Source organism: Hydrogenophaga sp., from assembly GCF_036675665.1.
Taxonomy (GTDB): Bacteria; Pseudomonadota; Gammaproteobacteria; order Burkholderiales; family Burkholderiaceae_C; genus Hydrogenophaga.
The window spans coordinates 80,635-106,260 of sequence record NZ_JAKFEO010000010.1; the positions used below are offsets into that span (position 1 = coordinate 80,635).

The 25,626-nt window shown below is 66.0% G+C and carries 22 protein-coding genes, 1 other RNA gene and 1 pseudogene; 10 read left to right on the forward strand and 14 right to left on the reverse strand.

Going from position 1 to position 25,626, the window contains the following annotated elements:
* Positions 1 to 31: 31 nt before the first annotated feature.
* Genes recR through dnaX form a run of 3 tightly spaced genes read right to left on the reverse strand, consistent with a single transcriptional unit; the run spans position 32 to position 2,939 of the window.
* The gene (recR, locus tag V6M63_RS06550) at positions 32 to 646 is read right to left on the reverse strand and encodes a recombination mediator RecR (protein ID WP_056274722.1); all 615 of its coding nucleotides are present in this window, start codon (positions 644 to 646) and stop codon (positions 32 to 34) included.
* Between the two features lie 18 nt (positions 647 to 664).
* The gene (locus V6M63_RS06555; protein WP_056274724.1) at positions 665 to 997 is read right to left on the reverse strand and encodes a YbaB/EbfC family nucleoid-associated protein; all 333 of its coding nucleotides are present in this window, start codon (positions 995 to 997) and stop codon (positions 665 to 667) included.
* A gap of 34 nt (positions 998 to 1,031) precedes the next feature.
* Entirely contained in the window at positions 1,032 to 2,939 is a 1,908-nt protein-coding gene (gene dnaX / locus V6M63_RS06560; protein WP_332740675.1) for a DNA polymerase III subunit gamma/tau, read from the reverse strand.
* A gap of 73 nt (positions 2,940 to 3,012) precedes the next feature.
* Between dnaX and ffs the strand changes: the two genes are divergently transcribed.
* From ffs to V6M63_RS06575, 4 genes and pseudogenes are all read left to right on the forward strand, one after another.
* Positions 3,013 to 3,109: signal recognition particle sRNA small type (ffs, locus tag V6M63_RS06565), an RNA gene on the forward strand.
* A 119-nt stretch (positions 3,110 to 3,228) separates the two neighbouring features.
* Positions 3,229 to 3,396: pseudogene (locus V6M63_RS24545) on the forward strand (double zinc ribbon domain-containing protein); the annotation flags it as partial.
* Positions 3,397 to 3,603: 207 nt separating this feature from the next.
* Positions 3,604 to 4,224 (forward strand): hypothetical protein, encoded by a 621-nt coding sequence (locus tag V6M63_RS06570; protein ID WP_332740677.1) that lies wholly within the window; start codon positions 3,604 to 3,606, stop codon positions 4,222 to 4,224.
* Position 4,225: 1 nt separating this feature from the next.
* On the forward strand, positions 4,226 to 4,576 hold the full coding sequence (locus V6M63_RS06575; RefSeq protein WP_332740679.1) for a DOPA 4,5-dioxygenase family protein: 351 nt from the start codon (positions 4,226 to 4,228) through the stop codon (positions 4,574 to 4,576).
* 1 nt (position 4,577) lies between these two features.
* Here V6M63_RS06575 and V6M63_RS06580 read toward each other — a convergent pair whose 3' ends face one another.
* Genes V6M63_RS06580 through V6M63_RS06590 form a run of 3 tightly spaced genes read right to left on the reverse strand, consistent with a single transcriptional unit; the run spans position 4,578 to position 11,799 of the window.
* Entirely contained in the window at positions 4,578 to 5,888 is a 1,311-nt protein-coding gene (locus V6M63_RS06580) for a TIGR03862 family flavoprotein (protein ID WP_332740681.1), read from the reverse strand.
* A complete protein-coding gene (locus V6M63_RS06585; protein ID WP_332740683.1) occupies positions 5,885 to 9,235 on the reverse strand; it encodes a UvrD-helicase domain-containing protein in 3,351 nt (1,116 codons plus the stop codon). Before V6M63_RS06585 ends, V6M63_RS06580 begins: the two co-directional genes overlap by 4 nt.
* Positions 9,232 to 11,799, reverse strand: a complete 2,568-nt coding sequence (locus V6M63_RS06590; protein ID WP_332740685.1) for a PD-(D/E)XK nuclease family protein — start codon at positions 11,797 to 11,799, stop codon at positions 9,232 to 9,234. The genes V6M63_RS06585 and V6M63_RS06590 overlap by 4 nt, the downstream gene beginning before the upstream one ends.
* A gap of 209 nt (positions 11,800 to 12,008) precedes the next feature.
* Here V6M63_RS06590 and trxA point away from each other — a divergent pair, with 209 nt between their 5' ends.
* The 4 genes from trxA to V6M63_RS06610 all read left to right on the forward strand — a co-directional run bounded on the left by trxA (position 12,009) and on the right by V6M63_RS06610 (position 16,116).
* Positions 12,009 to 12,341 carry a thioredoxin TrxA gene (gene trxA, locus V6M63_RS06595; RefSeq protein WP_332740687.1) on the forward strand — a complete coding sequence of 111 codons (333 nt, stop codon included), beginning with the start codon at positions 12,009 to 12,011 and terminating at the stop codon, positions 12,339 to 12,341.
* A gap of 184 nt (positions 12,342 to 12,525) precedes the next feature.
* The gene (rho, locus tag V6M63_RS06600) at positions 12,526 to 13,788 is read left to right on the forward strand and encodes a transcription termination factor Rho (RefSeq protein WP_291090042.1); all 1,263 of its coding nucleotides are present in this window, start codon (positions 12,526 to 12,528) and stop codon (positions 13,786 to 13,788) included.
* A gap of 204 nt (positions 13,789 to 13,992) precedes the next feature.
* Positions 13,993 to 14,256, forward strand: a complete 264-nt coding sequence (locus tag V6M63_RS06605) for a type B 50S ribosomal protein L31 (protein ID WP_332740692.1) — start codon at positions 13,993 to 13,995, stop codon at positions 14,254 to 14,256.
* A gap of 129 nt (positions 14,257 to 14,385) precedes the next feature.
* Positions 14,386 to 16,116, forward strand: a complete 1,731-nt coding sequence (locus V6M63_RS06610) for a hypothetical protein (protein WP_332740694.1) — start codon at positions 14,386 to 14,388, stop codon at positions 16,114 to 16,116.
* A 7-nt stretch (positions 16,117 to 16,123) separates the two neighbouring features.
* On the opposite strand, the gene phoR is transcribed toward V6M63_RS06610, so the two are convergent.
* The 7 genes from phoR to pstS all read right to left on the reverse strand — a co-directional run bounded on the left by phoR (position 16,124) and on the right by pstS (position 22,744).
* The gene (gene phoR, locus V6M63_RS06615; RefSeq protein WP_332740696.1) at positions 16,124 to 17,443 is read right to left on the reverse strand and encodes a phosphate regulon sensor histidine kinase PhoR; all 1,320 of its coding nucleotides are present in this window, start codon (positions 17,441 to 17,443) and stop codon (positions 16,124 to 16,126) included.
* A complete protein-coding gene (gene phoB, locus V6M63_RS06620) occupies positions 17,440 to 18,171 on the reverse strand; it encodes a phosphate regulon transcriptional regulator PhoB (protein WP_056274749.1) in 732 nt (243 codons plus the stop codon). Before phoB ends, phoR begins: the two co-directional genes overlap by 4 nt.
* Positions 18,168 to 18,869, reverse strand: a complete 702-nt coding sequence (phoU, locus tag V6M63_RS06625; protein WP_056274751.1) for a phosphate signaling complex protein PhoU — start codon at positions 18,867 to 18,869, stop codon at positions 18,168 to 18,170. The genes phoB and phoU overlap by 4 nt, the downstream gene beginning before the upstream one ends.
* Positions 18,870 to 18,921: 52 nt before the next feature.
* Entirely contained in the window at positions 18,922 to 19,716 is a 795-nt protein-coding gene (pstB, locus tag V6M63_RS06630) for a phosphate ABC transporter ATP-binding protein PstB (protein WP_056275055.1), read from the reverse strand.
* A 47-nt stretch (positions 19,717 to 19,763) separates the two neighbouring features.
* On the reverse strand, positions 19,764 to 20,618 hold the full coding sequence (pstA, locus tag V6M63_RS06635; RefSeq protein ID WP_332740701.1) for a phosphate ABC transporter permease PstA: 855 nt from the start codon (positions 20,616 to 20,618) through the stop codon (positions 19,764 to 19,766).
* Position 20,619: 1 nt separating this feature from the next.
* Positions 20,620 to 21,618 carry a phosphate ABC transporter permease subunit PstC gene (gene pstC / locus V6M63_RS06640; RefSeq protein WP_056274756.1) on the reverse strand — a complete coding sequence of 333 codons (999 nt, stop codon included), beginning with the start codon at positions 21,616 to 21,618 and terminating at the stop codon, positions 20,620 to 20,622.
* Between the two features lie 94 nt (positions 21,619 to 21,712).
* Entirely contained in the window at positions 21,713 to 22,744 is a 1,032-nt protein-coding gene (pstS, locus tag V6M63_RS06645; RefSeq protein ID WP_332740703.1) for a phosphate ABC transporter substrate-binding protein PstS, read from the reverse strand.
* A gap of 209 nt (positions 22,745 to 22,953) precedes the next feature.
* On the opposite strand from pstS, the gene ppx reads away from it, so the two are divergent.
* On the forward strand, positions 22,954 to 24,438 hold the full coding sequence (ppx, locus tag V6M63_RS06650) for an exopolyphosphatase (RefSeq protein WP_332740705.1): 1,485 nt from the start codon (positions 22,954 to 22,956) through the stop codon (positions 24,436 to 24,438).
* 197 nt (positions 24,439 to 24,635) lie between these two features.
* A complete protein-coding gene (locus tag V6M63_RS06655) occupies positions 24,636 to 25,097 on the forward strand; it encodes a hypothetical protein (protein ID WP_332740707.1) in 462 nt (153 codons plus the stop codon).
* Positions 25,098 to 25,127: 30 nt separating this feature from the next.
* Here the strand turns inward: V6M63_RS06655 and V6M63_RS06660 are convergent, their stop codons facing one another.
* Positions 25,128 to 25,610 carry a SixA phosphatase family protein gene (locus tag V6M63_RS06660; RefSeq protein ID WP_332740709.1) on the reverse strand — a complete coding sequence of 161 codons (483 nt, stop codon included), beginning with the start codon at positions 25,608 to 25,610 and terminating at the stop codon, positions 25,128 to 25,130.
* Between the last annotated feature and the right edge of the window lie 16 nt (positions 25,611 to 25,626).

A 25,626-nucleotide genomic window follows, 5' to 3' on the forward strand; every position in this document is an offset into this window, starting at 1 on the left:
TGGTTCTTTCAGGAAAATAAAAGCGATGCGCTCAGCGCCGGTCCACCAGCGCATGGGCAATGGTGCCCAGGTCCACGTATTCCAGCTCACTGCCCACCGGCACGCCTCGGGCCAGCCGAGTGACCTGCACGCCGCGCCCCTTGAGCGCCTGGGCGATCACGTGTGCGGTGGTTTCGCCCTCGGCGGTGAAGTTGGTCGCCAGGATCACCTCACGCACCTCGGACACACCGGTCGGCGTCTGGGCCGGCGCGTCGATGCGGTCGAACAGCTTCTGCAAGCCGATGTCGTGCGGCCCCACCCCGTCCAGCGGGCTGAGCTTGCCCATCAGCACGAAGAACAGGCCCTTGTAGGCGCCCGTGCGCTCCATCGCGGCCTGGTCGGCGGGTGTCTCCACCACACACAGCTGGCTGCGGTCGCGCCGCGGGTCCAGGCAGGTATGGCAGATGGCTTCTTCGGTGAAGGTGTGGCACAACGCGCAGTGCTGCACGGAAGCGGCCGCGTGCTCCAGCGCACGGGCCAGATGCAAGGCGCCCTCGCGGTCGTGCTGCAGCAAATGAAACGCCATGCGCTGGGCCGATTTGACGCCCACGCCCGGCAGGCGGCGCAGGGCCTGAACCAGATGTTCAAGGGAATGGGTTTCGGCCATGCGCTGGGGCAGCGGCCGTCAGAAAGGAAACTTCATGCCACCAGGCAGACCCGGCATGCCGGCGGTGATCTTGCCCATCTTCTCGGCGGAGGTTTCTTCGGCCTTGCGCACGGCGGCATTGAACGCTGCAGCCACCAGGTCCTCGAGCATGTCCTTGTCGTCGGTCAGCAGGCTGGGGTCGATGGTGATGCGTTTGACATCGTGCTTGCAGGTCATGAGCACCTTGACCAGTCCGGCACCGGACTCGCCCGTGACTTCGACGAAGGCCAGTTCGTCCTGTGCCTTCTTCAGGTTGTCCTGCATGGCCTGAGCCTGCTTCATGAGGCCGGCGAGTTGTCCTTTGTTGAACATGCTGTGTCTTTCTTTGTAGGAATGAATGAGAGGCTCAGGCCCGTGTGGCCTTGAGCGTGCCAGGCACGATTCTGCCGCCAAAGTCGCGCATCATGGTCTGCACAAACGGATCACCCATGATCTGCGCTTCAGCCTGGCGCTGCAGCCGCTCGGCCTCCAGCGCCAGGCGCCGGGAAGGTGAGTCGATCACGGTGCCGATCTCCACCACCAGGCGCACCTGGTGGCCAATGGTTTGCAAGGCAGTGGACAGGCGCTCGCGGCTGTTGCCCTGGTTGAGCGACTCGCGCTCCACCCGCAACACCCAGCGGTCGGTGTCACGCGCCACCAGTTGTGACTGCAGGCCCAACTCACGCACCAGCGCCGAAATCGTTTCATTGCGCACCAGTTGCATGATGGCGTCGAACCAGAAATCGCCCTCTTCGGTGGACGCGATGGGCGCGAGGCCCGAAGGCGTTGCGGGGGCACGGACCTGGGGCTGGTCCGCGCGGCCGGGTTCACCCGCATCGCGCACGGGAATGGCCACCGTGCGGCTCGGAGTGGGCGCGGTCTCGGGGTTCTCCTCCCAGGGAGGACCGTCGTCTTCGGGCCAGGGTGCATCGTCCATCTCCGGCGAGGCTGCGGCTTGACGGGCGGGTGCAGGAACCGGTGGCGACTGCACCACCACGGGCTGGGGGGCAGGCGCCGCGACGGGGGCGGCAACCGGCACCACAACAGGGGATGCGGCGGGCACCACACGCACCACCGGAGCACTCACCGGCGCTGAGGCCACCACCGGCGGTGGGGCGGCCTCAGCGGGTTTCAGAGTTTTTTTTTCCGCTGCGGCCACCGCCGCATTCGCAGGCTTGAAGGCCAGCAGCCTCAGCAGCACCATGGTCAAACCGGCGTATTCGTCGGGCGCCAGGCCGAGCTCGGCCCGGCCATGCAGGCACAGGCTGTAAAGCAACTGGGTCTCATCAGCGGGCAAGCTGCCGGCCAGGCGCTCGATTTCGATGTCGTCCGGGTCTTCCAGGCCATCGGCCGGCGCGCGGCCCGGCACCGCCTGGAGCACCGCCATGCGCTGCAGCACGCCGGTCATGTCTTCCAGCGTGGTGGCGGCGTTCAGTCCGTTGAGGCGCAACGCATCGATGGTGTCCACCACCGTGGCGCCGTCGGCCCGCGCCAGCGCGTCGATCAGGCGCAGCACATACGAACGGTCCACCGCGCCCAACATCTGGCGCACCGTGGCCTCCTGCAACTGACCACCGCCGAATGCAATTGCCTGGTCGGTGAGAGACAGCGCGTCGCGCATGGAGCCGCGTGCGGCCCGCGAGATGAGGCGCAAGGCCTGGGTTTCGGCGGGCACCTGCTCGGCCTGCAGCACCTGCATCAGGTGCTCCTGCACCGTCTCGGGCGCCATGGGTCGCAGGTTGAACTGCAGACAGCGCGACAACACCGTGACCGGCACTTTCTGCGGGTCGGTCGTGGCCAGCACGAACTTGAGGTACTCGGGCGGCTCTTCCAGCGTCTTCAACATGGCGTTGAACGCCGTGTTGGTCAGCATGTGAACCTCGTCGATCATGAAAACCTTGAAGCGGCCCTGCACCGGCTTGTAGACCGCCTGCTCCAGCAGGGCCTGCACCTCGTCCACGCCCCGGTTGGAAGCGGCATCGAGCTCGGTGTAATCCACGAAACGGCCACTGTCGATGTCGGTGCAGGCCTGGCACACGCCGCAGGGTTCGGCGGTGATGCCGCCCTGCCCGTCGGTGCCCAGGCAGTTGAGCGACTTGGCCAGGATGCGCGAGACCGTGGTCTTGCCCACGCCGCGCGTGCCGGTGAACAGGTAGGCGTGGTGCAGCCGCTGGGTGGTCAGCGCGTTGGAAAGCGCCTGAACCACATGGCCCTGGCCTACCATTTCGGTGAAATTGCGCGGGCGGTATTTGCGGGCCAGAACGACATAGGACATGCGGTCGATTCTAAGCGGCGGGTTATGGGCCAAAGCCCTGCGCCACCACAGCGCATCGCCTACAATTCACCTCGACGGGCCTTCCCGCATGGTGAAGCGGCCAACCGGGTCAGGTGGGGAACCAAGCAGCCCTAACTGTGAATCCAGTGCCGGGGTCAAGGCTCGTCACCTTCTTTTTTTCAGACTCCCTCCAGGCGACTGTCGCGATGGCCAAGCCCAGCGCGCGGGCGCCTGTACAGCCCCCCATTGATCGTGATACAAGCCCTTGCAAAACCAGTGAGGTTGAGCCATGGGGAAGGTGTGCGCGAAGTGCGGGACGGAGAACCGCGAAAAGGCGATGTTTTGCAAAGGCTGCGGTGGCAAGTTGGCCACCGGGTCGAGCCCAGCGTCGGTTGAAGGGGCGTCGTCGAGCTGCCCGGCGTGCAGGGCGTCCAATCCGCCGGGTTCAAGATTCTGCAAGTCTTGCGGCTGCTCCCTGTTGCAGGCACCCCCAGCACCAGCACCAGCACCAGCACCAGCACCAGCACCAGCACCAGCACCAGCACCAGCACCAGCACCAGCAGTTCCGCTCCTGGCGGATACGGCCCGTGTCGATGTTCATCCAGCGTTCGAACCCGTGGCCGGATCGAAGGGCCTGAGCAGCAGGAAACTCGCGTTGGTGAGCATGCTGCTGGTCACCGCCGCATTGACAGCAGGGTTCTACCTGCAGCAACAGAGGACCCCATCGCTTTCATCTTCGCCCGTTCCCGCAACGCTGGCGACCGAGTCGGCGCCACCCGCAGCCCATCCGACGGTGGCGACGGTGCTGGAGGTGAAGGAGCCGACCGTCAGCGCGCCGGCCACCGAGACCGCCAGCTCCGCTGCCCCGCCTGTGGTGGACCCTGCTGCAGAGGCTGCAGAGGCCGAACGGGTGAATGCGCTGAACGCGCACAACGCCCGACTGAAACAGCAGCGACTCGAACGCGAGAGACGCGAGAGACGCGAGCGAATGTTGGCGGCTCAGGAGCAGGCCCGCGCCGCGCAGGAACTCGAACAACAGCGCGCCGAGCAGGCACGTCGTCAGGCCCAGAACACACCCGTGCCTGCCGTCGCTGTGCCCGCGCCGGCAAAGCCCGTGGCCCCGGCGCCCACCGTGGCCCGGATCTGCGCCGAAGCCGGCAACTTCTTCACGCGCGAATTGTGTCGCGCGCGCGAGTGCCTCAAGACCTCGCAAGCGAACGATCCGATCTGCGTGAATTTCCGCAAGCTGGAGGAGGCCAACCGTGCAAGAGAACCCTACAACTAGCATGACCACACGCAACCCCACCTCCATCGACAGTTGGCACGCCCATGTGTACTTTGGCGCAGACAGCCGCGACGCAGCCTGGGCATTGCGCGAAGTCATCGCCACCGAGCTCGGTGCGCGGGTAGCCATCGGGCGGTTCCATGAAAAGGCGGTCGGGCCGCACCCGGCCTGGACCTACCAGCTGGCTTTTGATGCGCCGGAGTTCGCCCATGTCGTGGGCTGGCTGTCGCTCAACCACGGCGCGCTCGACGTGCTCATCCACCCCAACACCGGGGACGCGCTGAGCGACCACCGCGACGCCGCGCTGTGGTTGGGCAAGTCGTACGCGCTGAACCTGAGCGCGCTCGCGTGACTCAGGCTGGCAAGCCCGCGATCCAGCGTCGCACGCCCTCCCCTGCCGCCACACCGCTGGCCAGGCAGGCCGTGAGCAGGTAGCCACCGGTGGGCGCTTCCCAGTCCAGCATCTCGCCAGCACAGAACAGGCCCGCTCGGGCCTCGACCATGAGGTCGTTGTTCAAGGCCTCCCAGCGCACGCCACCGGCGCTGCTGATCGCTTCATCGATCGGCCGGGCCGCTTGCACGGTGATGGGCAAGGCCTTGATGGCTGTTGCGAGCCGCGCGGGATCGTTCATCGTGTCCTTGTCCAGCCGCTCGTGCAGGATGCCCATCTTGATGCCGTCCAGGCCGAGCCGGCTCTTGAGGTGGCTGGACAAGCTGCGGGAGCCGCGCGGATGGCTCACGTGGGTCAGCACCTGCTCGGTGCTGCGGTCGGGCAGCAGGTCGAGCTCGAACGTGGCCTGGCCGTTGCGAGCGATCTCGTCGCGCAGCAGGCTGGACGCGGCGTAGATCAGACTGCCTTCGACACCGGTGGCCGTGGCCACGAACTCGCCCTTGCGCTGAAAGTGCTGACCGAGGCTGTCGGTTGTGTGGATGGCGACCGACTTGAAGGGCTGACCAGCGAAGCGTTCGCTGAAATGCGCACTCCACCCCTGGGCCACACCGTGTGCCGCCGAGCCGGCCACGTCGAAGCCGCAGTTGCTTGGCCGCAGCGGGTTCACCGCCACGCCCGCGGCCTGCAGCCACGGCACCCAGGCGCCGTCGGACCCCAGGCGCGCCCAGCTGGCGCCGCCCAGTGCGAGCACGGTCGCGCGAGCGTGCACTTCAACCCGGCCGCTGGGGGCTTCAAACACCAGCGGACCGTCGGGCGAGGCGTTCCAGCCCAGCCAGCGGTGGCGCATGTGGAACACCACCGGCACGCCACCCTCGTCCGGGTGGCGCAGCCGATGCAACCAGGCGCGCAGCAAGGGCGCGGCTTTCATGTCGGTGGGGAAGACGCGGTTCGAGGTGCCCACGAAGGTCTGAATGCCCAGGCCGGTGGCCCAGTCGCGCACGGCTTGTGGGCCCCAGTGCTGCAGCAGGGCCTGAACGCGGTCTTGCGCCCCGCCGTAGCGCGTGACGAAGGTATCCAGCGGCTCGGCGTGCGTGAGGTTCATGCCACCCTTGCCGGCCAGCAGGAACTTGCGCCCCACCGAGGGCATGGCGTCGAACAGGTGGACCGCCAGACCGGCGCGGCTCATGACCTCGGCAGCCATCAGACCGGCGGGGCCGCCGCCGATGATGGACACGTCCACGTTGAAGGATGAAATGGCGCCGGGGTGGGTCATGGGGTGATCGATGTGTCTTGCAGTTCGATCAAACGACCATGCAGGTTGATGAAGGCCAGGCGCACCAAGGCGCCGGGCCGCGCGGCTTGCACCGCGTGGCGGTAGCTCTGCATTTTCGCAAGCAGCTCCACTTGTTGTTCCGGGTTCTCCGCGCTCTTGAAATCGAGCACCCACCACTCGCCGGTGTCGGCGCGCCGCACCAGGCGATCCAGCCGCAGGAGCTCACCGCCGTGAAAGAGCTCGACCTCGTTGCCGGTGGCGTCGACCACGGCGTCATCCCAGGCCCAGGCGGCTTCGCCTTGCACGATGCGCCGCGCCATGGTCTGAGCCTGCGTGGCCTGGGCTGGGCTGAGCGCGAACTCGCGGGCCACGGCGTGGGTGTGCACGGAGGACCAGTCGAAGCCGCGCGCGGGCGTGGGGTGCCACTGCAGCAGGCGGTGCAGCGCCAGGCCGACGCGGGTGCGCTCGTCGTCCACCACCGGCACGGTCGCTGTGGGCAGCCCGGTGCTCGCGGGCTGTGTCAACCGTGGCAGCGCGAGCAGGCTGAAGGTGTCGGTGGCCGGCACATCCGAAGCGACCTGTGGTGCCGGTGAGGTGTGCACATCCACCGGCTGCGTGAGCGGCAACAGCCGCTCGTACCAGGTACTCGCGTTGCCGCGCGCATGGGGCTCGAAGCTGGAGATCACCAGGCGCGATTCGGCCCGCGTGAGCGCCACATACAGGGCATTGAGTTCTTCGAGCGAGCGGGCCTGTTGCTCCAGCACCAGGGCGCTGGCCGCGCAGGCCGGCGGGTTCCTTTCACTGGCCAGAAACACGAAACGGCGCGGCACAGGCGCTTCGCCCGGCCAGTCGATCAGCACGCCCATGCTCTCGGGGCGCGAAGGGCCGGTGTCGGTGTCGAGCAGGAGCACGGTGTTGGCTTCCAGCCCCTTGGCACCGTGGATCGTGAGCAGGCGGACAGCGCCGCTGTTGTGCGTGGGCGTGGCCTTGATGCCACCGGCCTTGAGCGCGCGCACGAAGCGGTAGGGCGTGAGGAAACGCCCGCCGTCCTGCGCCAGCGCGGTGGCCAGCAGGTCGCGCAGTTGTGCGAGCACGCCGCCGCGCTGGCTGACAGGCACGGTGCGGGCAAATCGCGCGAGCACGTCACCATCGCCATAAATGGCCGAGAGTGCGTCATGGGGCGGCAGGCTCTGCACCCACTGGCGGTAGCGAAGTAGGCGCCCGGCGGTGGCGGTGAACTCCTGCGCCAGCGGCTCCGGCACTGATGGCAACGTGGTTTTCTCATACGCTGGCAGCTCCGCGAAGCGCTGCAACACGTTCCACCATGAGGACTTGACGGATTTGGCGTCGGTGCCGGGGCGCACCGTCCAGTGCTGCTGCAAGCGGGCCAGCCAGGCCAGCGCGTCGTCGCTCCAGCCAAACAGTGGCGACTTCAGCGCACGCGCCAGGCTCAGGTCGTGGCGGGTCGATACCAGCGCGTCCAGCAGCGCCACCACGTCCTGCACCGCCGGTGACTCGCACAGGTCGAGTTTTTCCGGCTGCTCGCTGGCAACGCCACGCTCGCGCAGCGCCTCGAACATCCACGCCAGGCGTTCGCGCCGGCGTGCGAGCACCATCAAACCATCGGGGCTCAAACGACCCGAGCCGATTTCGGCGGCAATCCAGTCGGCCGCCTGGCGCGCTTCCAGCGCGGACATGGTGTCTTCCAGCAGCACGCGGGGTGTGACGAGGCTGTCGCGCCAGATCGCTTCATGTCCCATGTCGGTGTCGCGTTCGCGCGCGCTGCGCGGCACCTGCGGCAAGGCCACCACCTCACCGGGCTCGTGGCTCTCGGTGGTGTGCTGGCGAAAATCGCTGCTGTATTCCCCGGCCTGCACGGCGGCGAGCATGGCGCTGTTGAGCGCTTCCACCACGGCGGGTGCGCAGCGGCGGGTGTGGTCGCAGCTGAGCAAGGCGCCCGAGAGGCCTTGCACCACGAAGGCCTGCGCGGCCTTGAACACCTGCGGCTCGGCGCGGCGAAAGCGGTAGATGGACTGCTTGGGATCGCCCACGAGAAACACACACGGCGCCTCGCCCGGGCCGGCGCCGGCGTAAGCCGAGAGCCAGCCGTAGAGCGCCTGCCACTGCAGCGGGTTGGTGTCCTGGAATTCGTCGATGAGCAGGTGGCGCACGCGTGCGTCCAGCCGCTGCTGCAACCAGCCCGAGAGTTCGGCGTCACCCAGCAGGCGGCGCGCGGCGGACTCCACATCGTTCATGTCGACCCAGCCACGCTCGCGCTTGAGCGCCGCGAAACTGGCCAGCAGCACCCGCGTGAGGCGGGCCATGCGCTGGTGATGCAGCCAGGCCTGGTGCTGCGAGCGCGCGGCCAGCACGCGCAGCGCAATCTCCTGCGCTGCCCGCACCTGTTCGATGCCGGCGATCTTGTCGCTGAACTTGCGCGGCTCGCTTTTCTGCGTGAGCAGGGCGTCGATCGCGGCTGCCCCGTCCAGCGCGGTGATGGCCTTCTCCAGCTCGACGCCCTTGGCCGCAAAGGTCACGGCGCTGGCCCGGCCGAGTGCAACGGCGGCACCCGACAACAGGTTGCGGGAGGGCGCGTGCTCGACCAGCCAGCGAAGTGGATCGTCGAACCCGGCGAACTCGGGGAACTGCTCACCCATCGCATCCACCGAGCCCTGCACCACGCCCGATGCATCGGCCAGGGCAAATTCCACGCGCTTTTGCAGCGCCTTGCGCAAGGCTTGTTGCGTCTGAAAACGACCGTGCGTGCCCACCGCGTCGACAAAATCCTGGCGGTCGGGGACGCTGGCGGCGAGCGCGCCGTAAAAGCGCGGCCACACCTGCTCCACGGCCTGCGTGTCGTCTTCGAGCAGCTCGTACTGCACCGGCAGCTGCAGCTCTTGCAACACCGACAATGGGGCGCCGCGCAGCAAGGCCGCGAACCAGCTGTGGAAGGTGCGCACCTGCACCGGCCGCCCCAGGGCAGTCACGCGCGCATGCAGGCTCCGGGCTTCGGGCACGCGCCGCTCGGCATCGGCTGCACCCAGGCCGCGCTGCTGCAACACCTCCAGCAGCTCGCCATCGGACAGATCGGCCCAGCGGCGCAGTTCGTCCCCCAGGCGTTTGCGCATTTCGCCCGCGGCCTTCTTGGTGAAGGTGATCGCCAGGATGTCTTGCGGAGCACAGCCGTCAAGCAGCGCGCGCAGGATGCGCGAGACCAGCATCCAGGTCTTGCCCGCGCCGGCGCACGCCTCCACCGCGATGCTGCGCGCGGGGTCGCAGGCGAGCGCGTAGAAGTCTTCGCGGGACACGGGCGTGCCGTTGATGCGGTAGGCCTTCTGGGGGCTCATGCCAGGCTCCAGAAATCTTTGCGACACAGGCCACGGGCCTTGCAGAACTCACACACCCGGCCCTCGCCCAAGGCGGGCATGGGGTGACCTGCGGCCACGCGCGCCATGTCGTGCGAAACACCAGCGCGCAGCTGCTCGCGCGCCTCCAGCACCTCGGTGTGCTCCACCAGTTTCGTGGCGCTTTCGGTGGCCGCCGAGCCCGGCCGGTCGTTGATGCTGAGGTAGGCGGCGCGCAGGTTGTCGTCGGGCAAGAGAGCGGCGTAGAAGGCCAGCTGCACGTCTTCCAGCGGCTCCTTCAACCGATCCAGGGTGGTCTTGCGGTTCTCGGTCTTGTAGTCGATCACGAACGGAATCGGGCCCTCGGGACTGTCCTGCGCATCCACGCGGTCGAGCTTGCCGTACAGCTTCCACGGGCCCACGCTGGCCGTCATCACCGCTTCAGCTTCTACGAAGCGTGGGCCGGGCCGATCGGATGTGGCCTCGAACGTGGCCAGCCATTCCAGGTAGCCATCGCGCGTGGCGGGCCATACCACCTCGTAGGGCAGGAATCCCGCCCCACCTTCGCCGGCATTCAGTCCCATGGCGGCGGCGGTCTCGATGGCGATGCGATCGAGCGCCGCGCGATCCGCCTCGGCCCCGGGGCGCGAATCGCCGCGTTGTTCGTGAAAGGCGCGCAGCACCGCGTGCAGCCAGTTGCCCATGTCACGCTGGTCCGGCTCGGCCGCGAGTTCGGGCGCATCGACCAACCGCAACTGGCGCAGGGCGAAAAAGCGGTACGGGCAATCGCGCAGATCCTGGTAGGCGCTGGCCGACAGCGCACCGGGCAACACGTCGCCGGCCGACGGAGAGGGGCGCACGGACGGCACAGACACCAGGGTGGTCGGCGTGCGTGGGTCGATGCCGTTGCGGTCCTGCTCGGCCTGCAGTGCCAACACCCAGGCGCTGGGCATGACGGGTTCGCCGAGTTCCTGCGTTCGCCACAGCACATCCAGGCGCGGCATGCACAGCAGCAACTGCCAGGCGCTGGCCGTGGCCTGGGCCAAGGTCTCGCGGGAGGGCAGGCCCAGCAGATCGCGCTGCGCTGCGGTCCACGAGCCGGGCGGCTCCGGGCTGGGGTTGAGATGCACTTCGTCACAGCCGGGCACCACCGTGGCCGCGAACGAGCGGCCGAGCAATTGCGCCATCGGCAGGATCACCACCGACGCCTCGCCAGTGCCTCGCGGCATGAAGGTCGCGCCCTCGAGCACGTCGCGCACCCAGGCGGTGAACGCAGCGAGAGATTTGCGCCCGGCTGCCCGGTGCGCGGTCGGTTCGGCCGAGGTCTCGCCTATGTCCGAGAGCTCGCGCGCCGCGCCGTCTTCGAGGCGCAGCACCTGCAAAGCCTGCTGCCCTGCCGCATCCCGTTGCAGCGCATCCCACAGGCCGATGGCCTTCAAGGCCTGCGCCACCGCGTCCAGCCAAGGCACCAGTCTGCGAGACGACTGCAAGCCCTCCAGAATTTCGCTCAGGCCGTCGGGCAAGGCCTGCTCCAGCCTGGCCATGCGCATGGCGGCACGCCACTGCGACACACCGGCTTCGCGGGCCAGTTGCTCCAGCGTCAGCACAATCTCCTCGGACCAGCGCGGGGCCTGCTTGAGCAGGTCCAGCACATCGTCCATGGAGGCGCGCGGCGAGGCGGCGCGCAACAAACTCATGAGTTGCGCGGCCGCGTGGGTGGTGGAGAGCTTCCAGCCGGTCTCGTCGCGCACGGCCACGCCAGCGCCGTGCAGCAGCGCGCTCACGCGCCGTGTGAGCAGCCGGTCGATGGTCACCAGCGCCACAGGCTGATGACCCTGGTTGATCCGCGCAATCACACAGGCCGCCGCGCGTTGCGCTTCGTCTTCGGCGTCGTCACAGGCGTGCAAGGTCCAGCCCGAGGTTTCGGCATTCGGCGGCTGACCCACGTCCCACGACAGGTTCAGCGCGCGCTCGCCCCAGTGCGCCACCAGAGCGGCGGCCAGCGGATCGGTCTGAAAGCCTTGCAGCACCACCAAAGCCTGTGCGCCCGCGCCGGGGCCGGCCTGCGGGCTCCACAACACGTCGGTGGCGTATGTGGATGTGCTGGCCCAGGTCAGCGCCAGCGTGGCCACCAGTCCTTCCCATTGCAGCGAGGCCGGGCCCGGCAACAGGTCCAGGCGCAGCGATTCGGCCCAGGCCGTGCGTTGCTCCGGCGGCACGGCCGCAGCCAGTGGCGCAAGTTGTCGCGCGGCCTCCACCAGGCGCGTCACCATCACGGCGCGCAACTCGGCGTCGGCCCGGGCCGGCGCCACCCGGTCGATGAAGGCCGCGGCCACGAGGCTGTCGCGCGCCATGTCCATGCTCAGGTCGGTGGCGCCGGGCAAGAAGGGCTGCAGCGATGCCGCCCAGTTGCGGCTCGACTCGAAGCGCGGCGCAAAGCCGTCGGGGTGGTGAGTCGACCAGGCACGCCGTCCGACGTCCATGAGTTGGGCGTAGGGCACCAACACCACCGCGCTGCCCGCATCCAGGCCGCGCTCGGCCAGCGCACGCGACAGGGTCTCGATCAACAAAGACCAATCGCTAGCGCCGCCTTCGATTTCTTGCCCGGGCAAGGCGGGAAGACCGGATTCGGAAGGCGGGTTGGCAGGCGTCATGGAATGGGGGTTTCTGTCACAATTGCCCGGACTGGTTGGCCCAGCGGTGACCTTCAAGCTCTTGAAGCCCGCGCAAGTGCCCAAACTTTAACCTCCCCGTTCAACGTTTTTTAGGATGAATCATGGCGAGCGACCTGATCAAACATGTTTCCGATGCAAGCTTCCAGGTCGACGTGCTGGATGCGCAGGCGCCCGTCCTGGTCGACTTCTGGGCCGAATGGTGCGGACCCTGCAAGATGATTGCCCCCATCCTCGATGAAGTGGCCGGCTCCTACGACGGCAAGCTCAAGATCGCCAAGCTCAATGTGGACGACAACCGCGACGTGCCGGCCAAGTTCGGTATTCGTGGCATCCCCACGCTGATGCTGTTCAAGGACGGCCAGCTGGCAGCCACCAAGGTCGGCGCCATGAGCAAGGCCCAGCTCACCGCGTTCATCGATCAACAGCTCGCCTGATGCTTTGTTGAGGAGTGCCTGGGTGCAATGCCCGGGCACCCTTCTCAGCCGCTTTCTTTTCCTGTCATAATTTCCCGCAGGCGGATCCGACAGACCCCGCCTCTCAATTGCGTACCGTCCGACATCCGGACGCCAGCGCCCCCTCCCCCGGTTCCCGACTCAACTCCCTCCCGGAGTGAATTCCATGCACCTCAACGAACTCAAGGCACTGCACGTGTCTGAAGTCCTCAAGCAGGCTGAAGCGCTTGAGATCGAAAACACCGGCCGCATGCGCAAGCAGGAGCTGATGTTCGCCATCATCAAGAAGCGCGCCAAGGGCGGCGAACTGGTGTACGCGGACGGCGTGCTGGAAGTGCTGCCCGACGGCTTTGGCTTCCTGCGCGCGCCGGACACCAGCTATACCGCCAGCACCGACGACATCTACATCTCGCCCAGTCAGATCCGCCGCTTCAACCTGCACACCGGCGACATGATCGAGGGCGAGGTTCGCATCCCGAAGGACGGCGAACGCTACTTCGCGCTCAACAAGCTCGACAAGATCAACGGCCTGCCCCCCGAGGACAACAAGCACAAGATCATGTTCGAGAACCTGACGCCACTGTTCCCCAAGGAGCAGATGCGTCTGGAGCGCGACATCAAGAGCGAAGAGAACATCACCGGCCGCGTGATCGACATCATTGCCCCCATCGGCCGCGGACAGCGCGCCCTGATCGTGGCACCGCCCAAGAGCGGCAAGACGGTCATGATGCAGCACATCTGCCACGCCATCTCCGCCAACCACCCCGAGGTGGAACTCATGGTGCTGCTGGTCGACGAGCGCCCCGAAGAAGTGACCGAGATGCAGCGCACCGTGCGCGGCGAAGTCATTGCGTCCACCTTCGACGAACCCGCCGCGCGCCATGTGCATGTGGCCGAGATGGTGATCGAGCGTGCCAAGCGGCTGGTCGAACTCGGCAAGGACGTGGTGATCATGCTCGACTCGATCACCCGCCTGGCCCGTGCCTACAACAACGTGCTGCCCTCCAGCGGCAAGGTGCTCACCGGTGGCGTGGACGCCAATGCGTTGCAGCGCCCCAAGCGCTTCTTTGGTGCCGCCCGCAAGATCGAAGAAGGCGGCTCGCTCACCATCATCGCCACGGCCTTGGTCGACACCGGTTCGCGCATGGACGAGGTGATCTTTGAAGAGTTCAAGGGCACCGGCAACTGCGAAATCCACCTGGACCGCCGGTTGTACGAAAAGCGCGTGTTCCCCTCGATCCAGCTCAACCGCAGTGGCACCCGCCGCGAAGAGTTGCTGCTGCAGCCCGAAATCCTCCAGAAGACCCGGATCCTGCGCCAGTTCATGTACAACATGGACGAAATCGAGGCGATGGAGATGGTGCTCAAGAGCATGAAGTCGACCAAGAACAATTCCGAGTTCTTCGACATGATGCGAAGGGGTGGGTAACCCCCCTGCGCGCCTGACGGCGCTTCCCCCCTGGAAGGGGGACAACACCTGAGGCCCGGCAGAGCCGGTTCCTCGGTGTTTCTGGTAGCGGGCACTTCGCTCCGATCGGGACTATCGAGCTATAATCTGCGGCTTTACCAAACGCGACAAGTACAGGGGAATGGTTCCCTTGCGGCTGCCGCACCTGAACCTCAAGGACACGTCATGAAAGACGGCATTCACCCCAACTACCGCGAAGTCTGCTTCCAGGACCTCTCCAATGGCTTCAAATTCGTGACCCGCTCCTGTGCGAACACGAAAGAGATGATCAAGATGGAAGACGGCCGCGAGCTGCCGCTGTACAAGCTGGACACCTCCAGCGAGTCACACCCCTTCTACACCGGCACGCAGAAGAGCGTGGACAACATGGGTGGTCGTGTGGAGCGTTTCCGCAACCGTTACGGCAAGACGACGCCTGCCGCCAAGTAAGCGGCTGGCTGGTCAGCGTCCCGCGGGGCGCTGGGTCCTGCACAAGAATGGCAGCTGGTTTCCCGGCTGCTTTTTTTTCGTCTTCAGCTTCCCCACCGTCGGCCACGGGCCCCTTGTATATTCCCCGCAGTGAACCAGCCCACCCCCGCCATCGTCACCCAGTCAGCCGTGCGCCGGCTCCCCCGGATCGCCCTGTTCCTGTTTTGCGCGGCCTACGTGCTGCCGGGATTCTTGGGGCGTGAACCCTGGAAGAACGCCGATGTGTCTGCCTTCGGCGTGATGCTGGAGATGGCCGCTGGCCACAGTGGGTGGTGGAACCCGCAGGTGCTGGGTGTGGCGGTGGAAGAAGCCGGGCCCCTGCCCTACTGGCTCGGCGCGATCTTCATCAAGCTGCTTCCATTCCTCTCCCCCGAGTTCGCGGTGCGCGTGCCCTTTGCACTGCTGCTGGCCCTCGCCCTGGCCTGCACCTGGTACACGGTTTACCACCTGGCTCGTCAGCCCGCCGCACAGCCGGTGCAGTTTGCCTTCGGGGGCGAGGCGCAGCCAACCGACTATGCGCGCGCGCTCGCCGATGCCGGCTTGCTGGCGCTCGTGGCCTGTCTGGGCCTGGCCCAGTTGTCTCACGAGACCACTCCCGATCTGGCGCGGCTCGCACTGGTGTCGCTGATGCTCCTGATGGCCTCACGCATGGCGCACACCGGTTACCGGCAGCCGTGGCGCAGCGTGGCCATCTGGGGCGTGGCCGTGGTGTGCCTGGTGTTCAGCGGGGCACCGTGGATCGCTGTCACGCTCGGTGGTGGCCTGCTGCTGATTCTGGGTCTCTCACGTCGCGGCCAGGAGGAGCCCGACACCTCGTGGCTCACCAGCGAAGCACCTTCGCAGCGCGATCCGGTGATCTGGTCGGCGGTGGTGCTGGGGCTGATCGTGGCCGCCTCAGCACTCAGCGGACAAGTCCCTGTCCCCGGCCTGCAAACCGCGCTGAATCAAGTGGAATGGCAGAGCTGGGGCAAGCTGCTGGTGTGGTTCACCTGGCCCGCTTGGCCGCTGGTGTTGTGGACGCTCTGGCGCTGGCGCCACCAGTTGCTGCGCCCCCACGTCGCCTTGCCCCTGTGGGCGGCGCTGGTGAGCGTGGTGGACAGCGCACTCTCACCCGAACGCGACCGGGCCCTGCTGCTGGCCTTGCCCGCGCTCGCCGCACTGGCGGCCTTTGCCCTGCCCACACTGCGTCGCAGCGTCTCGGCCCTGATCGACTGGTTCACGCTGATCTTCTTCTCGGGTTGCGCCCTGGTCATCTGGGTCATCTGGTTCGCCATGCAGACCGGCATTCCGGCCAAGCCGGCAGCCAACGTGGCCAAGCTGGCGCCCGGATTCGTGCCCGAGTTTTCCTGGACGCTGTTTCTGGCGGGGGCTGTGGCCACCGGCGCATGGCTTTGGCTGGTGTCATGGCGCGTCGGCAAACACCGGCAGGCGCTGTGGAAGAGCCTCGTGTTGCCTGCGGCGGGCAGCACCTTGTGCTGGTTGTTGCTCATGACGCTTTGGCTGCCTTTGCTGGACTTCGGCCGCAGCTATGGCCCGATTTCACGGCGCATTGCGACCTTGGTCCCGGCCGAGGGCTGTGTGCTGGCCGACGGGCTGAGTCAAGCCCAGATTGCTGCGCTGCAGTACCACGGATCGCTGAATCTGGTGCGCACCTCGAACCGCGGCGCTGGCGCCGATTGCCAGAGCCTGGTGGTGGCGCCGGCGAGCCAGGCCACGCTGCACCAACGCGTCGAACTCACCCATTGGGCATTCAAGTCCACCGTGAGACGGCTCACCGACACCAAAGAGAGCTTGCTGATCTACCAGCGTGTGGGCAACTGAGAGCGGCTCAGCCGGTGACTCGCTCACGCACCCGATTGGGCGGCAAGGCAATCGCAAACCGGGAGCCTTCTCCGACCACGCTTTCGGCGTCGATATGACCACCGTGGCGCTGCGCCACGTGCTTCACGATCGCCAGACCCAGACCGGTGCCGCCGGTTTCCCGCGATCGGCTGCGGTCCACCCGGTAGAAGCGCTCGGTCAGCCGCGGCAGATGCTCGGCGGCGATGCCCGGCCCGGTGTCCTTCACGAAGAACTCACCCCAGCCGTCGGATCGCAAGCGCCAGCCCGTCTGGATGAGGCCTCCACCCGGCGTGTAGCGCACGGCGTTGCTGAGCAGGTTGGACATGGCGCTGAGCAGCTCGGTTTTGGCGCCTGACACCCACATGGATGGCCCTGCCAGGGGATCGATCTGGTGCGGTGTGGCGGAGATCGCCTGCGTCAGGCCTCGGGCCTCCTGCACAACGTGCGTGAGCAGCTCTTCACTGTCGATCCACTCACCCGGGCCGGGTGCGGGGCTGCCTTCAAGACGCGAAAGCGTGAGAAGGTCGCTCACCAGCGTCTGCATGCGGTGGGCCTGCTGGCTCATGAGGCCCAGGTAACGCGTGCGGTCGGCCTCTTCCAGCGGGATGCTCTGCATGGTTTCGACAAAGCCGCTGAGCACGGTCAGGGGCGTTCGGATCTCGTGCGACACGTTGGCCACAAAATCGCGCCGCATGGTCTCGGCCAGCTGCACAGCGGTGACGTCGCGGGTGAGCATGAGCTTGCGCTTCTTGCCGTAGGGGTGGATCTGCACCGATATCTTGGACGGCTGGGAGGGACGTGGCCCGATCCCGTCGATCTGGATCTCCTGGTTGAACTCCCCACCCGCCAGATAAGCGGTGAACGCCGGATTGCGCACCATGTTGCGCACGTACTGTCCCAGGTCGCGCTGCGGGTCGAAGCCCAGGTGGTTGGCTGCGGTGAGGTTGGACCATTCGATCCGGCCAGCGGAGTCCAGCAGCACGACGCCATTGGGCGAGGCCTGGATGGCGGCGAGAAAGTCTTCCAGGCGGGCATCGCTGCTCTGCGCCTTCTTCTCCAGCTTTTTGACCAGTTTGCGTGCCCGGTCCACCATCTCGCCCCAGGTGCCTGAGAGGCGGGGCTGGCGGGTCACGTCGGCCTTGTTGAGCCAGTGCAGAAAGCTGCGGGCGCGCAATCCGTCAATGACCGACCAGAACAGCGCGCCGACCAATGCGCCCGCAAATGTCCAGCCGGGGGAATCCTGCGTCCAGCCCAGCACCGCCCCAAATGCGACCAGGAGCAGGAGCTCTATCGCGCGCCGCGTCATGCCGCGGAAATGGGGGTGCCTTGCGCCGGTCGCCCGGTGTTGTTCATCGAGGTGAGCCGGTAGCCGGCGCCACGGACCGTTTCGATCATGCCCGAGGCTTCACCCAGTGATTCCCTCAATCGTTTGACATGCACGTCCACGGTTCGCTCCTCGATGAAAACATGGTCTCCCCAGACCTTGTCGAGCAGCGTACCACGGGTATGCACTCTCTCTGCGTGCTTCATGAGGTAGTGCAGCAGCTTGAATTCGGTGGGCCCGACCTTGAGCTCGGCGCCACGGAAAGTGATGCGGTAAGTGGCTGCATCCAGCGCCAGTTCGCCCACCTGCACCGAGTCGTTGACGATCTCGGGCGCACGCCGGCGCAGGACCGCGCGGATGCGTGCGAGCAGCTCCTGGGTCGAGAACGGTTTGGTGATGTAGTCGTCGGCACCGGCGTCCAGCCCCTGCACCTTGTCGCTCTCGTCGCTGCGAGCGGTGAGCATGAGGATGGGCACGGTCTTCGTGCGTTCGTTCTTGCGCCATGCGCGAGCCAGCGAAGCGCCGCTCTCGCCGGGCAGCATCCAGTCGAGCAGGATCACGTCGGGCAGCACGGCATCCACCTCGCGCTGCGCGGCAACGCCGTCAAACACCACCGTGGGCGCAAAGCCGTTGTGGCGCAGGTTGACCGCGATCAACTCGGCAATGGAGGGTTCGTCCTCGACCACGAGGACTCGGGGAAGTTTTCTCATCCGACCACCGACTCCACCTGAGACATGGGGGTGTGGCGAACGTCCTCACCCTTCACGATGAAGATGATCTGCTCGGCAATGTTCTTGGCGTGGTCGCCCACGCGCTCGATCGACTTGGCCAGAAACAGCAGGTCCAGGCTGGGCGAGATGGTGCGTGGGTCTTCCATCATGTAGGTGATGAGTTTGCGCAGGAAGCCGTTGTACTCGTTGTCGATGGCGTTGTCGCCCTTGATGATGGCCACCGCCATGGTGGTGTCCAGGCGCGCGAACGAGTCGAGTGTCTTGCGCAGCAGGGCCGAGGCCAGGTCGGCGGCCATGCGCAGCTCGGAGCTGGGCAGGTTGCGCGGCGAACCATTTTCAATGATGGACTTGACCATGCGGGCAATGCGGGCCACCTCGTCACCGGCGCGCTCCAGATTCTGCGTGGTGCGCGAGATGGCCATCAGGAAGCGCAGGTCGCGCGCGGTGGGCTGGCGCCGGCCGATGGTGGAGATGATCTCGTGATCGATCTGCATCTCCATCTGGTTGATGCGGTTCTCGTTCTCGATCACCTGATCGGCCGACTCCATGCTCATGTGCACCAGCGCGTACACCGCCTGGTGCAGCTGGGACTCGACCAGGCCACCCATTTCAAGGACCTGGGACGAGATGGAATTCAGCTCGGCGTCGAACTGGCTGGATATGTGTTTGTCACTCATGAAATATCTCCCGTGATGGCTTGGAACTGGTCGATTTTCAACCCGCGGCGAATCAGCCGAAACGCCCGGTGATGTAGTCCTCGGTCTCGGTCTTGGCTGGCTTGAAGAAGATCTGCTCGGTGGAGCCGAACTCCACCAGTTCGCCCAGGTACATGTAGGCGGTGTAGTCGCTGCAGCGTGCCGCCTGCTGCATGTTGTGGGTGACGATGGCGATGGTGTAGTCCTGCTTGAGCTCGTGCACCAGTTCTTCCACTTTGCCGGTGGAGATCGGGTCCAGGGCCGAGGTGGGCTCATCGAGCAGCAACACCGAGGGTTTCACCGCCACGCTGCGCGCGATGCACAGGCGCTGCTGCTGACCACCCGAGAGCGACAGGCCGCTCTGGTTGAGCTTGTCCTTCACTTCGTTCCACAGCGCGGCCTTGGACAGCGCCCATTCCACACGGTCGTCCATCTCGCTGCGGCCCAGGTTCTCGTAGAGCTTCACGCCGAAGGCGATGTTGTCGTAGATGGACATGGGAAACGGCGTGGGCTTCTGAAACACCATGCCGATGCGCGCGCGCAGCAGGTTGATGTCCTGCTTGTCGTCCAGGATGTTCTGGCCGTAGAAGTTGATTTGCCCTTCGGCGCGCTGGCCTGGGTACAGGCTGTACATGCGGTTGAGCGTGCGCAGCAGGGTCGACTTGCCGCAGCCCGAGGGACCGATGAACGCGGTGACCTTGCGCTCCTCGATGTTCATGTTGACGTTCTTCAGACCCTGGAACTTGCCATAGAAGAAGTTGAGGTTGCGCAATTCCAGCGCGTTCTTCGCGGCGACTGCGGGTTGGGCTGCGAGGGCGGCATTCGGCATGGTCATGTCCATATCTTTGAAAACTGGGAGGATGGGGAGCGCCGGGATCAACCCAGCTTCTTCTCGCGCAGGAACACGCGGGCCACGATGTTGAGCACCAGCACCGACAGGGTGATGAGCAGCGCACCACCCCAGGCCAGGCGGATCCAGTTGTCGTACGGGCTGAGCGCAAACTGGAAGATCACCACCGGCAGGTTGGCCATGGGTGCGCCCATGTTGGTGCTGAAGAACTGGTTGTTGAGTGCGGTGAACAGCAGCGGCGCCGTTTCACCGCTGATGCGGGCCACCGCGAGCAGCAGGCCGGTCATGACACCGCTCTTGGCCGCGCGCAGCGTGACCAGCGTGGCCACCTTCCAGCGCGGCGCACCCAGGGCGAATGCCGCTTCACGCAGGCTGCCCGGCACCAGGCGCAGCATGTTCTCCGTGGTGCGCACGACCACCGGCACGGCGATCAGCGACAGGGCCAGACTGCCGGCCCAGCCGGAGAAGTTGCCCACCGTGGCCACGGCGATGGCGTACACGAACAGGCCCAGCACGATGGAAGGAGCCGACAGCATGATGTCGGTCACGAAACGGGTGAGCTCGGCGGTCTTGCTCTCGTCGCCGTACTCGGCCAGGTACACCCCGGCGAAGACGCCGATGGGCGTGGAGACCAGCACCGAGAAGCCGACCATCATCAGGCTGCCGACGATGGCGTTGGCCAGGCCACCGCCATCGCTGCCCGGGGCCGGCGTGGACTGGGTGAACATGTTCCAGTCGAGCGCGGCCAGACCGTTGGTCAGCAGCACGCTCAGGATCCAGAGCAGCACCACCAGGCCGAGCACCATGGCGCCCATGGAGAGCGTGAGGCCGACGGCGTTGGCGCGCTGGCGGGCTTTGTAGATGGGGTTGTTGAATTCCATGTCAGAACCCTTTGGCCTTCTCGGCGCGCATCATCATGATCTTGGCCGCCGAGAGCACCAGGAAGGTGATCACGAACAGCAGGAAGCCCAGCGCGAACAGCGTGGAGAGGTGGAAGTCCGCGGCTTCACCGAACTCGTTGGCCAGCGTGGAGGCAATGGAAGTCCCTGGAGAGAACAACGAGGTCGGCATGCGGTTGGCGTTGCCGATGACGAAGGTCACCGCCATGGTCTCGCCCAGGGCCCGACCGAGGCCGAGCATGATGCCGCCGATGACACCCTTTTGCGTGTAGGGCAGCACCACGCGACGCACCACCTCCCAGGTCGTGCAGCCCAGGCCGTAGGCCGATTCACGCAGGATGGGTGGCACGATCTCGAACACGTCGCGCATCACCGCGGCCACGAAGGGCAGCACCATGAAGGCCAGCACGATGCCGGCGGCCAGGATGCCGAAACCGTTGGTGCTGCCGCCAAACAGGAAGCCCACCAGCGGCATGCCGCCGAGCACGTTCTGCACCGGCACCTGGAAATGGTCGGCAAACAACGGCGCAAACACGAACAGGCCGAACATGCCGTAAATGATGGACGGCACGGCCGCCAGCAACTCGACCGCCGTGCCCAGCGGGCGGCGCAGCCACACGGGGCATGTTTCGGTGAGGAAGAGCGCGATGCCGAAGGCCAGCGGCACGGCAATCAGCATGGCGATGGTGGCGCTGGCGATGGTGCCGACGATGGCAATGGCGGCGCCGAATTCTTCGTTGATGATGTCCCACTCGACCCGCCAGATGAAGTTGAAACCGAACTTCTGGAAGGTGGGCCAGGCGTTGATGAACAGCGAGACGATGATGCCCAGCAGGGCGATCAGCACCAACAGCGAAAAACTCTGGGTAATGCGGTGAAACAGGACATCCTGGAAGCGTTGCCGCTTGGCAATCGACGCCATGTTGGGGTTGTCCAGGTGCACGGACACAGGTTGCGAACTCATGGTGGTTCCCAGGCTCATGGTGACTCCGATCCGGTTGAAACCGGCCCCACAAATCAACATCCGCCGGCCCGACTGAACCGACCGGCGGATGCGACTTGCGAAGCAGACTAACTTACTTGGCGATCTGCGTCCAAACCTTGGAGCGGATCTGCGCGGTCAGCGCATCGGGCAGTGGCACGTAGTCCAGCTCGGAAGCCAGGCCTTTGCCGTTCTTGAAGGCCCAGTCGAAGAACTTCAGCACTTCGGCGGACTGCGCCTTGTCAGCCGGGTCCTTGTACATGAGGATGAAGGAAGCCGTGCTCACGGGCCAGCTGGCAGCGCCCTTGGCGTTGACCATGGAGATACCCATGCCTGGCATGCTGAACCAGTCGGCGCTGGCGGCTGCAGCTGCAAAGGCCGAGTCATCAGGGCTGACGTACTTGCCTTCTGCGTTCTGCAGTTGCAGGAAGTTCATCTTGTTTTTCTTGACGTAGGCGTACTCGACATAGCCCAGCGCGCCCTTGACGCGGTTCACGTTGGCTGCAACACCTTCGTTGCCCTTGCCACCGACGGAGGACGGTGCAGGCCACTTGACGGCGGCGCCCTTGCCCACGGTGTCGGCCCAGTCTTTGCTGACCACGGTCAGGTAGTCGGTCCAGTTGTAGGTCGTGCCCGAACCGTCAGCGCGGTGCACCACGGTGATGTTGGCGTCAGGCAATGCCTTGCCTGGGTTCAGGGCGGTCAGCTTGGGGTCGTTCCACTTGGAAATCTTGCCCAGGAACATCTCGGCCAGCACGGGGCCCGTCACGCGCAACTCGCCAGGGGCGAAGCCTTCCAGGTTGATCACGGGCACGGTGCCACCGATGATGGCGGGGAACTGGACCATGCCGTCCTTGTCGAGGTCAGCGCCGGGCACGGGCGCGTCGGAAGCACCGAAAGCCACGGTCTTGGCGCGGATCTGGCGAATGCCGCCGGACGAGCCGATCGACTGGTAGTTCAAACCGGTGCCGGTTTCCTTCTTGTAGGCCTCGGCCCATTTGGCGTAGATCGGGAAGGGGAAGGTGGCGCCGGCGCCGGTGATGTCGGCGGCGATGGCGGAACCCATGCCGGCGGTCGCCATGGCGGCGGCGGCCACGGCCTGAAGGAAGATGCGTTTGTTGATCATGTCGAGACTCCTTGCGGTTGGGAAGAGGAACAGGAGCGACTCTAGGCAGGCAATGTGACAACCCCGTGACAACTCGCGAATGTCACAGAGCCGGCGGTGCCGGGCGCCCCCCGATTCGGGGTACTGGCCCGGGCATGCGTCACAATCCGGGCTCGCCCCGCCATCCTCGTTTTCCCTGAGCCATCCAGGCTCACCGCTCCCCCCTTCGCATGCAAAACGGAACCCTCCTCGCCGCCATCGACCTCGGCTCCAACAGTTTCCGGCTGGAAATCGGCCGGTACCACTCGGGCCACATCGAGCGCATCGAATACCTCAAGGAGACCGTGCGCCAGGGCAACGGGCTGGACGAAGAAAAAAACCTCAGTCAGGCGGCCATGGAACGCGGCTGGGAGTGTCTGGCCCGTTTTGCCGAGCGGCTGCACGGCTTCAAGCGCCAGCAGGTGCGCGCCGTGGCCACGCAAACCCTGCGCGAGGCCAAAAACCGCGACGAATTCGTGCGCCAGGCCCAGGCGATCCTGGGATTCACGATCGACGTGGTGTCCGGCTACGAAGAAGCACGCCTGATCTACCAGGGCGTCTCGCGCCTGCTGCCGCACTCCGACGAAAAACGCCTCGTGGTCGACATCGGCGGGCGCTCCACCGAGATGATTTTGGGCCAGGGCTACTCGCCCCGCACCATGGAGTCGTACCGCCTGGGCAGCGTGGCCTGGTCCACGCGCTATTTCTCACGGGGCCAACTCACCGCTGCCGCCTTCAAGACGGCCGAGGTGGCGGCCAAGGCGGTGATCGACGAAGCGCTGGACAGATTCCCCCCGGCCGACTGGACCGTGGCCTACGGCTCTTCCGGCACGGTGGGCGCCGTGGCCGACATGCTGGCCGCCAACGGCTGGGCCTCCGGCGTGGTGACCCGCTCAGGACTGGACTGGCTCACCGATCGCATGATCAAGGCGGGCAACGTCGACCAGTTGCGCATCGAAGGCCTGAAGGACGACCGCCGCCCCGTGGTGGGCGGAGGCGTGAGCGTGCTGCGCGCGATCTTCGACTTGTTCGGCATCGAGCAGATGTTGCCCGCCCAGGGCGCGTTGCGCCACGGCGCGCTGTACGACCTGATCGACCGCGATACCGACGGCGGCGACGTGCGCGAACGCACCGTGAACTGGCTGACCCACCGCTTCTCGGCCGATGAAGCCCAGGGCAAACGCGTCAGCGCGGTGAGCACCGCACTCTTCTCGCAGATCGCCGCGCTGGATGCACAGAACGAGCGCTACTCGCAGAAGCTGGCCTGGGCCGCGCGGCTGCACGAGATCGGCACCCACATCTCGCACGAACGCTCGCACCACCACGGCGCCTACATCCTGGACAACGTAGACGCCCGCGGTTTTTCGCTGCCCGAACTGCACCGCATGAGCCAGCTGGTGCTCGGCCAGCGCGGCAAGCTGCGCAAGCTCGAAGAAGCGCTGCAGGACGAGCTGTTCGCCAAACAGCTCATGGCCCTGCGCCTGGCGGTGCTGCTGTGCCACGCGCGGCAGATGCCCGAGCACGAGTCGGTCAAGCTGAGCTACAAGCCGCGTGCTTTCAAGCTGGCCACCAACCCGGGTTGGGCCAAGCGCTACCCGCAGTCGGCCTGGTTGCTGGGCGAAGAGGTGGTGGCCTGGCAGAAATCGTCGTGGAAGTTCACTGCCGATATCAGATAGGGAACACCCCCGTCGCTTGCTCACTGCGTGTAGCCGCATCCCCCCTCAAGGGGGCAATGCCTGTGCCCCGGCAAAGCCGGTTGCACGGCATTTCCGGCTTGCGTTGCGTCACGCGTCTGTCGTCATACTGTCACAACCGTATAAACGATTTATACGGTTTATACTGCCCTTCTTTTTTTCACCAACGGAGAGCATTCATGGCCAGTCAGAGCAGCAAGATCAGCAGCAAGAAACCCAAGCTCGTGCGGGACAGCTTCACCATCCCCAAGACGGAGTTTGCCGCCATTGAAACGCTGAAGACACGCGCCATCGCGCTGGGCACCAGCGTGAAGAAGAGCGAACTGCTGCGCGCTGGCCTCATGGCCTTGCAAGCACTCAACGACGCGGCCTACAAGGCTGCGCTGTCCGCCGTGCCCACGCTCAAGACCGGCCGCCCCACCGGCACCGAGAAGAAGCCTGAAGCCGCGAAGAAGCCCGCAAGCAAGCCGGTTGCCAAGGCTGCGGCGAAGGCCCCGGTCAAGGTCGCGACCAAGGCGCCTGCCAAGCCAGTGGCCAAACCCGCCAGCAACACCACCTCCCAGCCGGTCGCGAAGAAGGTTGTGGCCAGGCCCGCAGCGAAAAAAGCCGCCGCTCCAGCCAAGAAGGTCGCGGTCGTGTGAAACCCACCCGGGGCGCAGCCCCGGGTTCGTTCAGATCAATTCCGGCGTCTGAACGGTCACCACGACGGTCTGGCTGCCACTGGCGCGCTCGCGGTGGCGCAGCCACCACAGCGCGCCCTTCTTCACCGAGCACTCGTCCTCGGCCAGATTGAGCAGGCGCGCGATCACCCGGCCCAGCGTGGGCTGGTGGCCAACCACCACCACCGGTGACTTGCCGTGCGGCCACTGCACCAGCTCCAGCAGGGCCAGCGGATCGCCCTCGGGCAACAGATCTTCGCGCATCTTGAACTTGCGTCCCGTGGCCAGCGCGGTCTGCTCGCACCGCACGGCGGGGCTGCACCAGATGCGCGCACCTTCGGGCAATTGCCGGTCCAGCCAGGCGGCCATGCGCGCGGCCTGCTTCTCGCCGCGCGGGGTGAGGCGTCGCGCCAGGTCTTTGGCGTCGCCCGGCACACCGGTCAGGAGATCGGGATGCTCATGGGCTTCGGCGTGCCGCCAGAGAATCAAGTCCATGCTGCGTCCCTCCATT

Excerpts from the sequence above, each read along its gene's own strand:
- phoR (WP_332740696.1), bottom strand. The coding sequence starts at position 17,443 with ATGACGCGGCGCGCGATAGAGCTCCTGCTCCTGGTCGCATTTGGGGCG.
- pstB (WP_056275055.1), bottom strand. The coding sequence starts at position 19,716 with ATGCCGAATGCCGCCCTCGCAGCCCAACCCGCAGTCGCCGCGAAGAAC.
- pstS (WP_332740703.1), bottom strand. The coding sequence starts at position 22,744 with ATGATCAACAAACGCATCTTCCTTCAGGCCGTGGCCGCCGCCGCCATG.
- rho (WP_291090042.1), top strand. The coding sequence starts at position 12,526 with ATGCACCTCAACGAACTCAAGGCACTGCACGTGTCTGAAGTCCTCAAG.
- recR (WP_056274722.1), bottom strand. The coding sequence starts at position 646 with ATGGCCGAAACCCATTCCCTTGAACATCTGGTTCAGGCCCTGCGCCGC.
- trxA (WP_332740687.1), top strand. The coding sequence starts at position 12,009 with ATGGCGAGCGACCTGATCAAACATGTTTCCGATGCAAGCTTCCAGGTC.
- V6M63_RS06555 (WP_056274724.1), bottom strand. The coding sequence starts at position 997 with ATGTTCAACAAAGGACAACTCGCCGGCCTCATGAAGCAGGCTCAGGCC.
- pstC (WP_056274756.1), bottom strand. The coding sequence starts at position 21,618 with ATGAGCCTGGGAACCACCATGAGTTCGCAACCTGTGTCCGTGCACCTG.
- dnaX (WP_332740675.1), bottom strand. The coding sequence starts at position 2,939 with ATGTCCTATGTCGTTCTGGCCCGCAAATACCGCCCGCGCAATTTCACC.
- V6M63_RS06605 (WP_332740692.1), top strand. The coding sequence starts at position 13,993 with ATGAAAGACGGCATTCACCCCAACTACCGCGAAGTCTGCTTCCAGGAC.
- V6M63_RS06585 (WP_332740683.1), bottom strand. The coding sequence starts at position 9,235 with ATGAGCCCCCAGAAGGCCTACCGCATCAACGGCACGCCCGTGTCCCGC.
- phoB (WP_056274749.1), bottom strand. The coding sequence starts at position 18,171 with ATGAGAAAACTTCCCCGAGTCCTCGTGGTCGAGGACGAACCCTCCATT.
- V6M63_RS06660 (WP_332740709.1), bottom strand. The coding sequence starts at position 25,610 with ATGGACTTGATTCTCTGGCGGCACGCCGAAGCCCATGAGCATCCCGAT.
- phoU (WP_056274751.1), bottom strand. The coding sequence starts at position 18,869 with ATGAGTGACAAACACATATCCAGCCAGTTCGACGCCGAGCTGAATTCC.
- V6M63_RS06655 (WP_332740707.1), top strand. The coding sequence starts at position 24,636 with ATGGCCAGTCAGAGCAGCAAGATCAGCAGCAAGAAACCCAAGCTCGTG.
- V6M63_RS06580 (WP_332740681.1), bottom strand. The coding sequence starts at position 5,888 with ATGACCCACCCCGGCGCCATTTCATCCTTCAACGTGGACGTGTCCATC.
- V6M63_RS06570 (WP_332740677.1), top strand. The coding sequence starts at position 3,604 with ATGCTGCTGGTCACCGCCGCATTGACAGCAGGGTTCTACCTGCAGCAA.
- pstA (WP_332740701.1), bottom strand. The coding sequence starts at position 20,618 with ATGGAATTCAACAACCCCATCTACAAAGCCCGCCAGCGCGCCAACGCC.
- V6M63_RS06575 (WP_332740679.1), top strand. The coding sequence starts at position 4,226 with ATGACCACACGCAACCCCACCTCCATCGACAGTTGGCACGCCCATGTG.
- ppx (WP_332740705.1), top strand. The coding sequence starts at position 22,954 with ATGCAAAACGGAACCCTCCTCGCCGCCATCGACCTCGGCTCCAACAGT.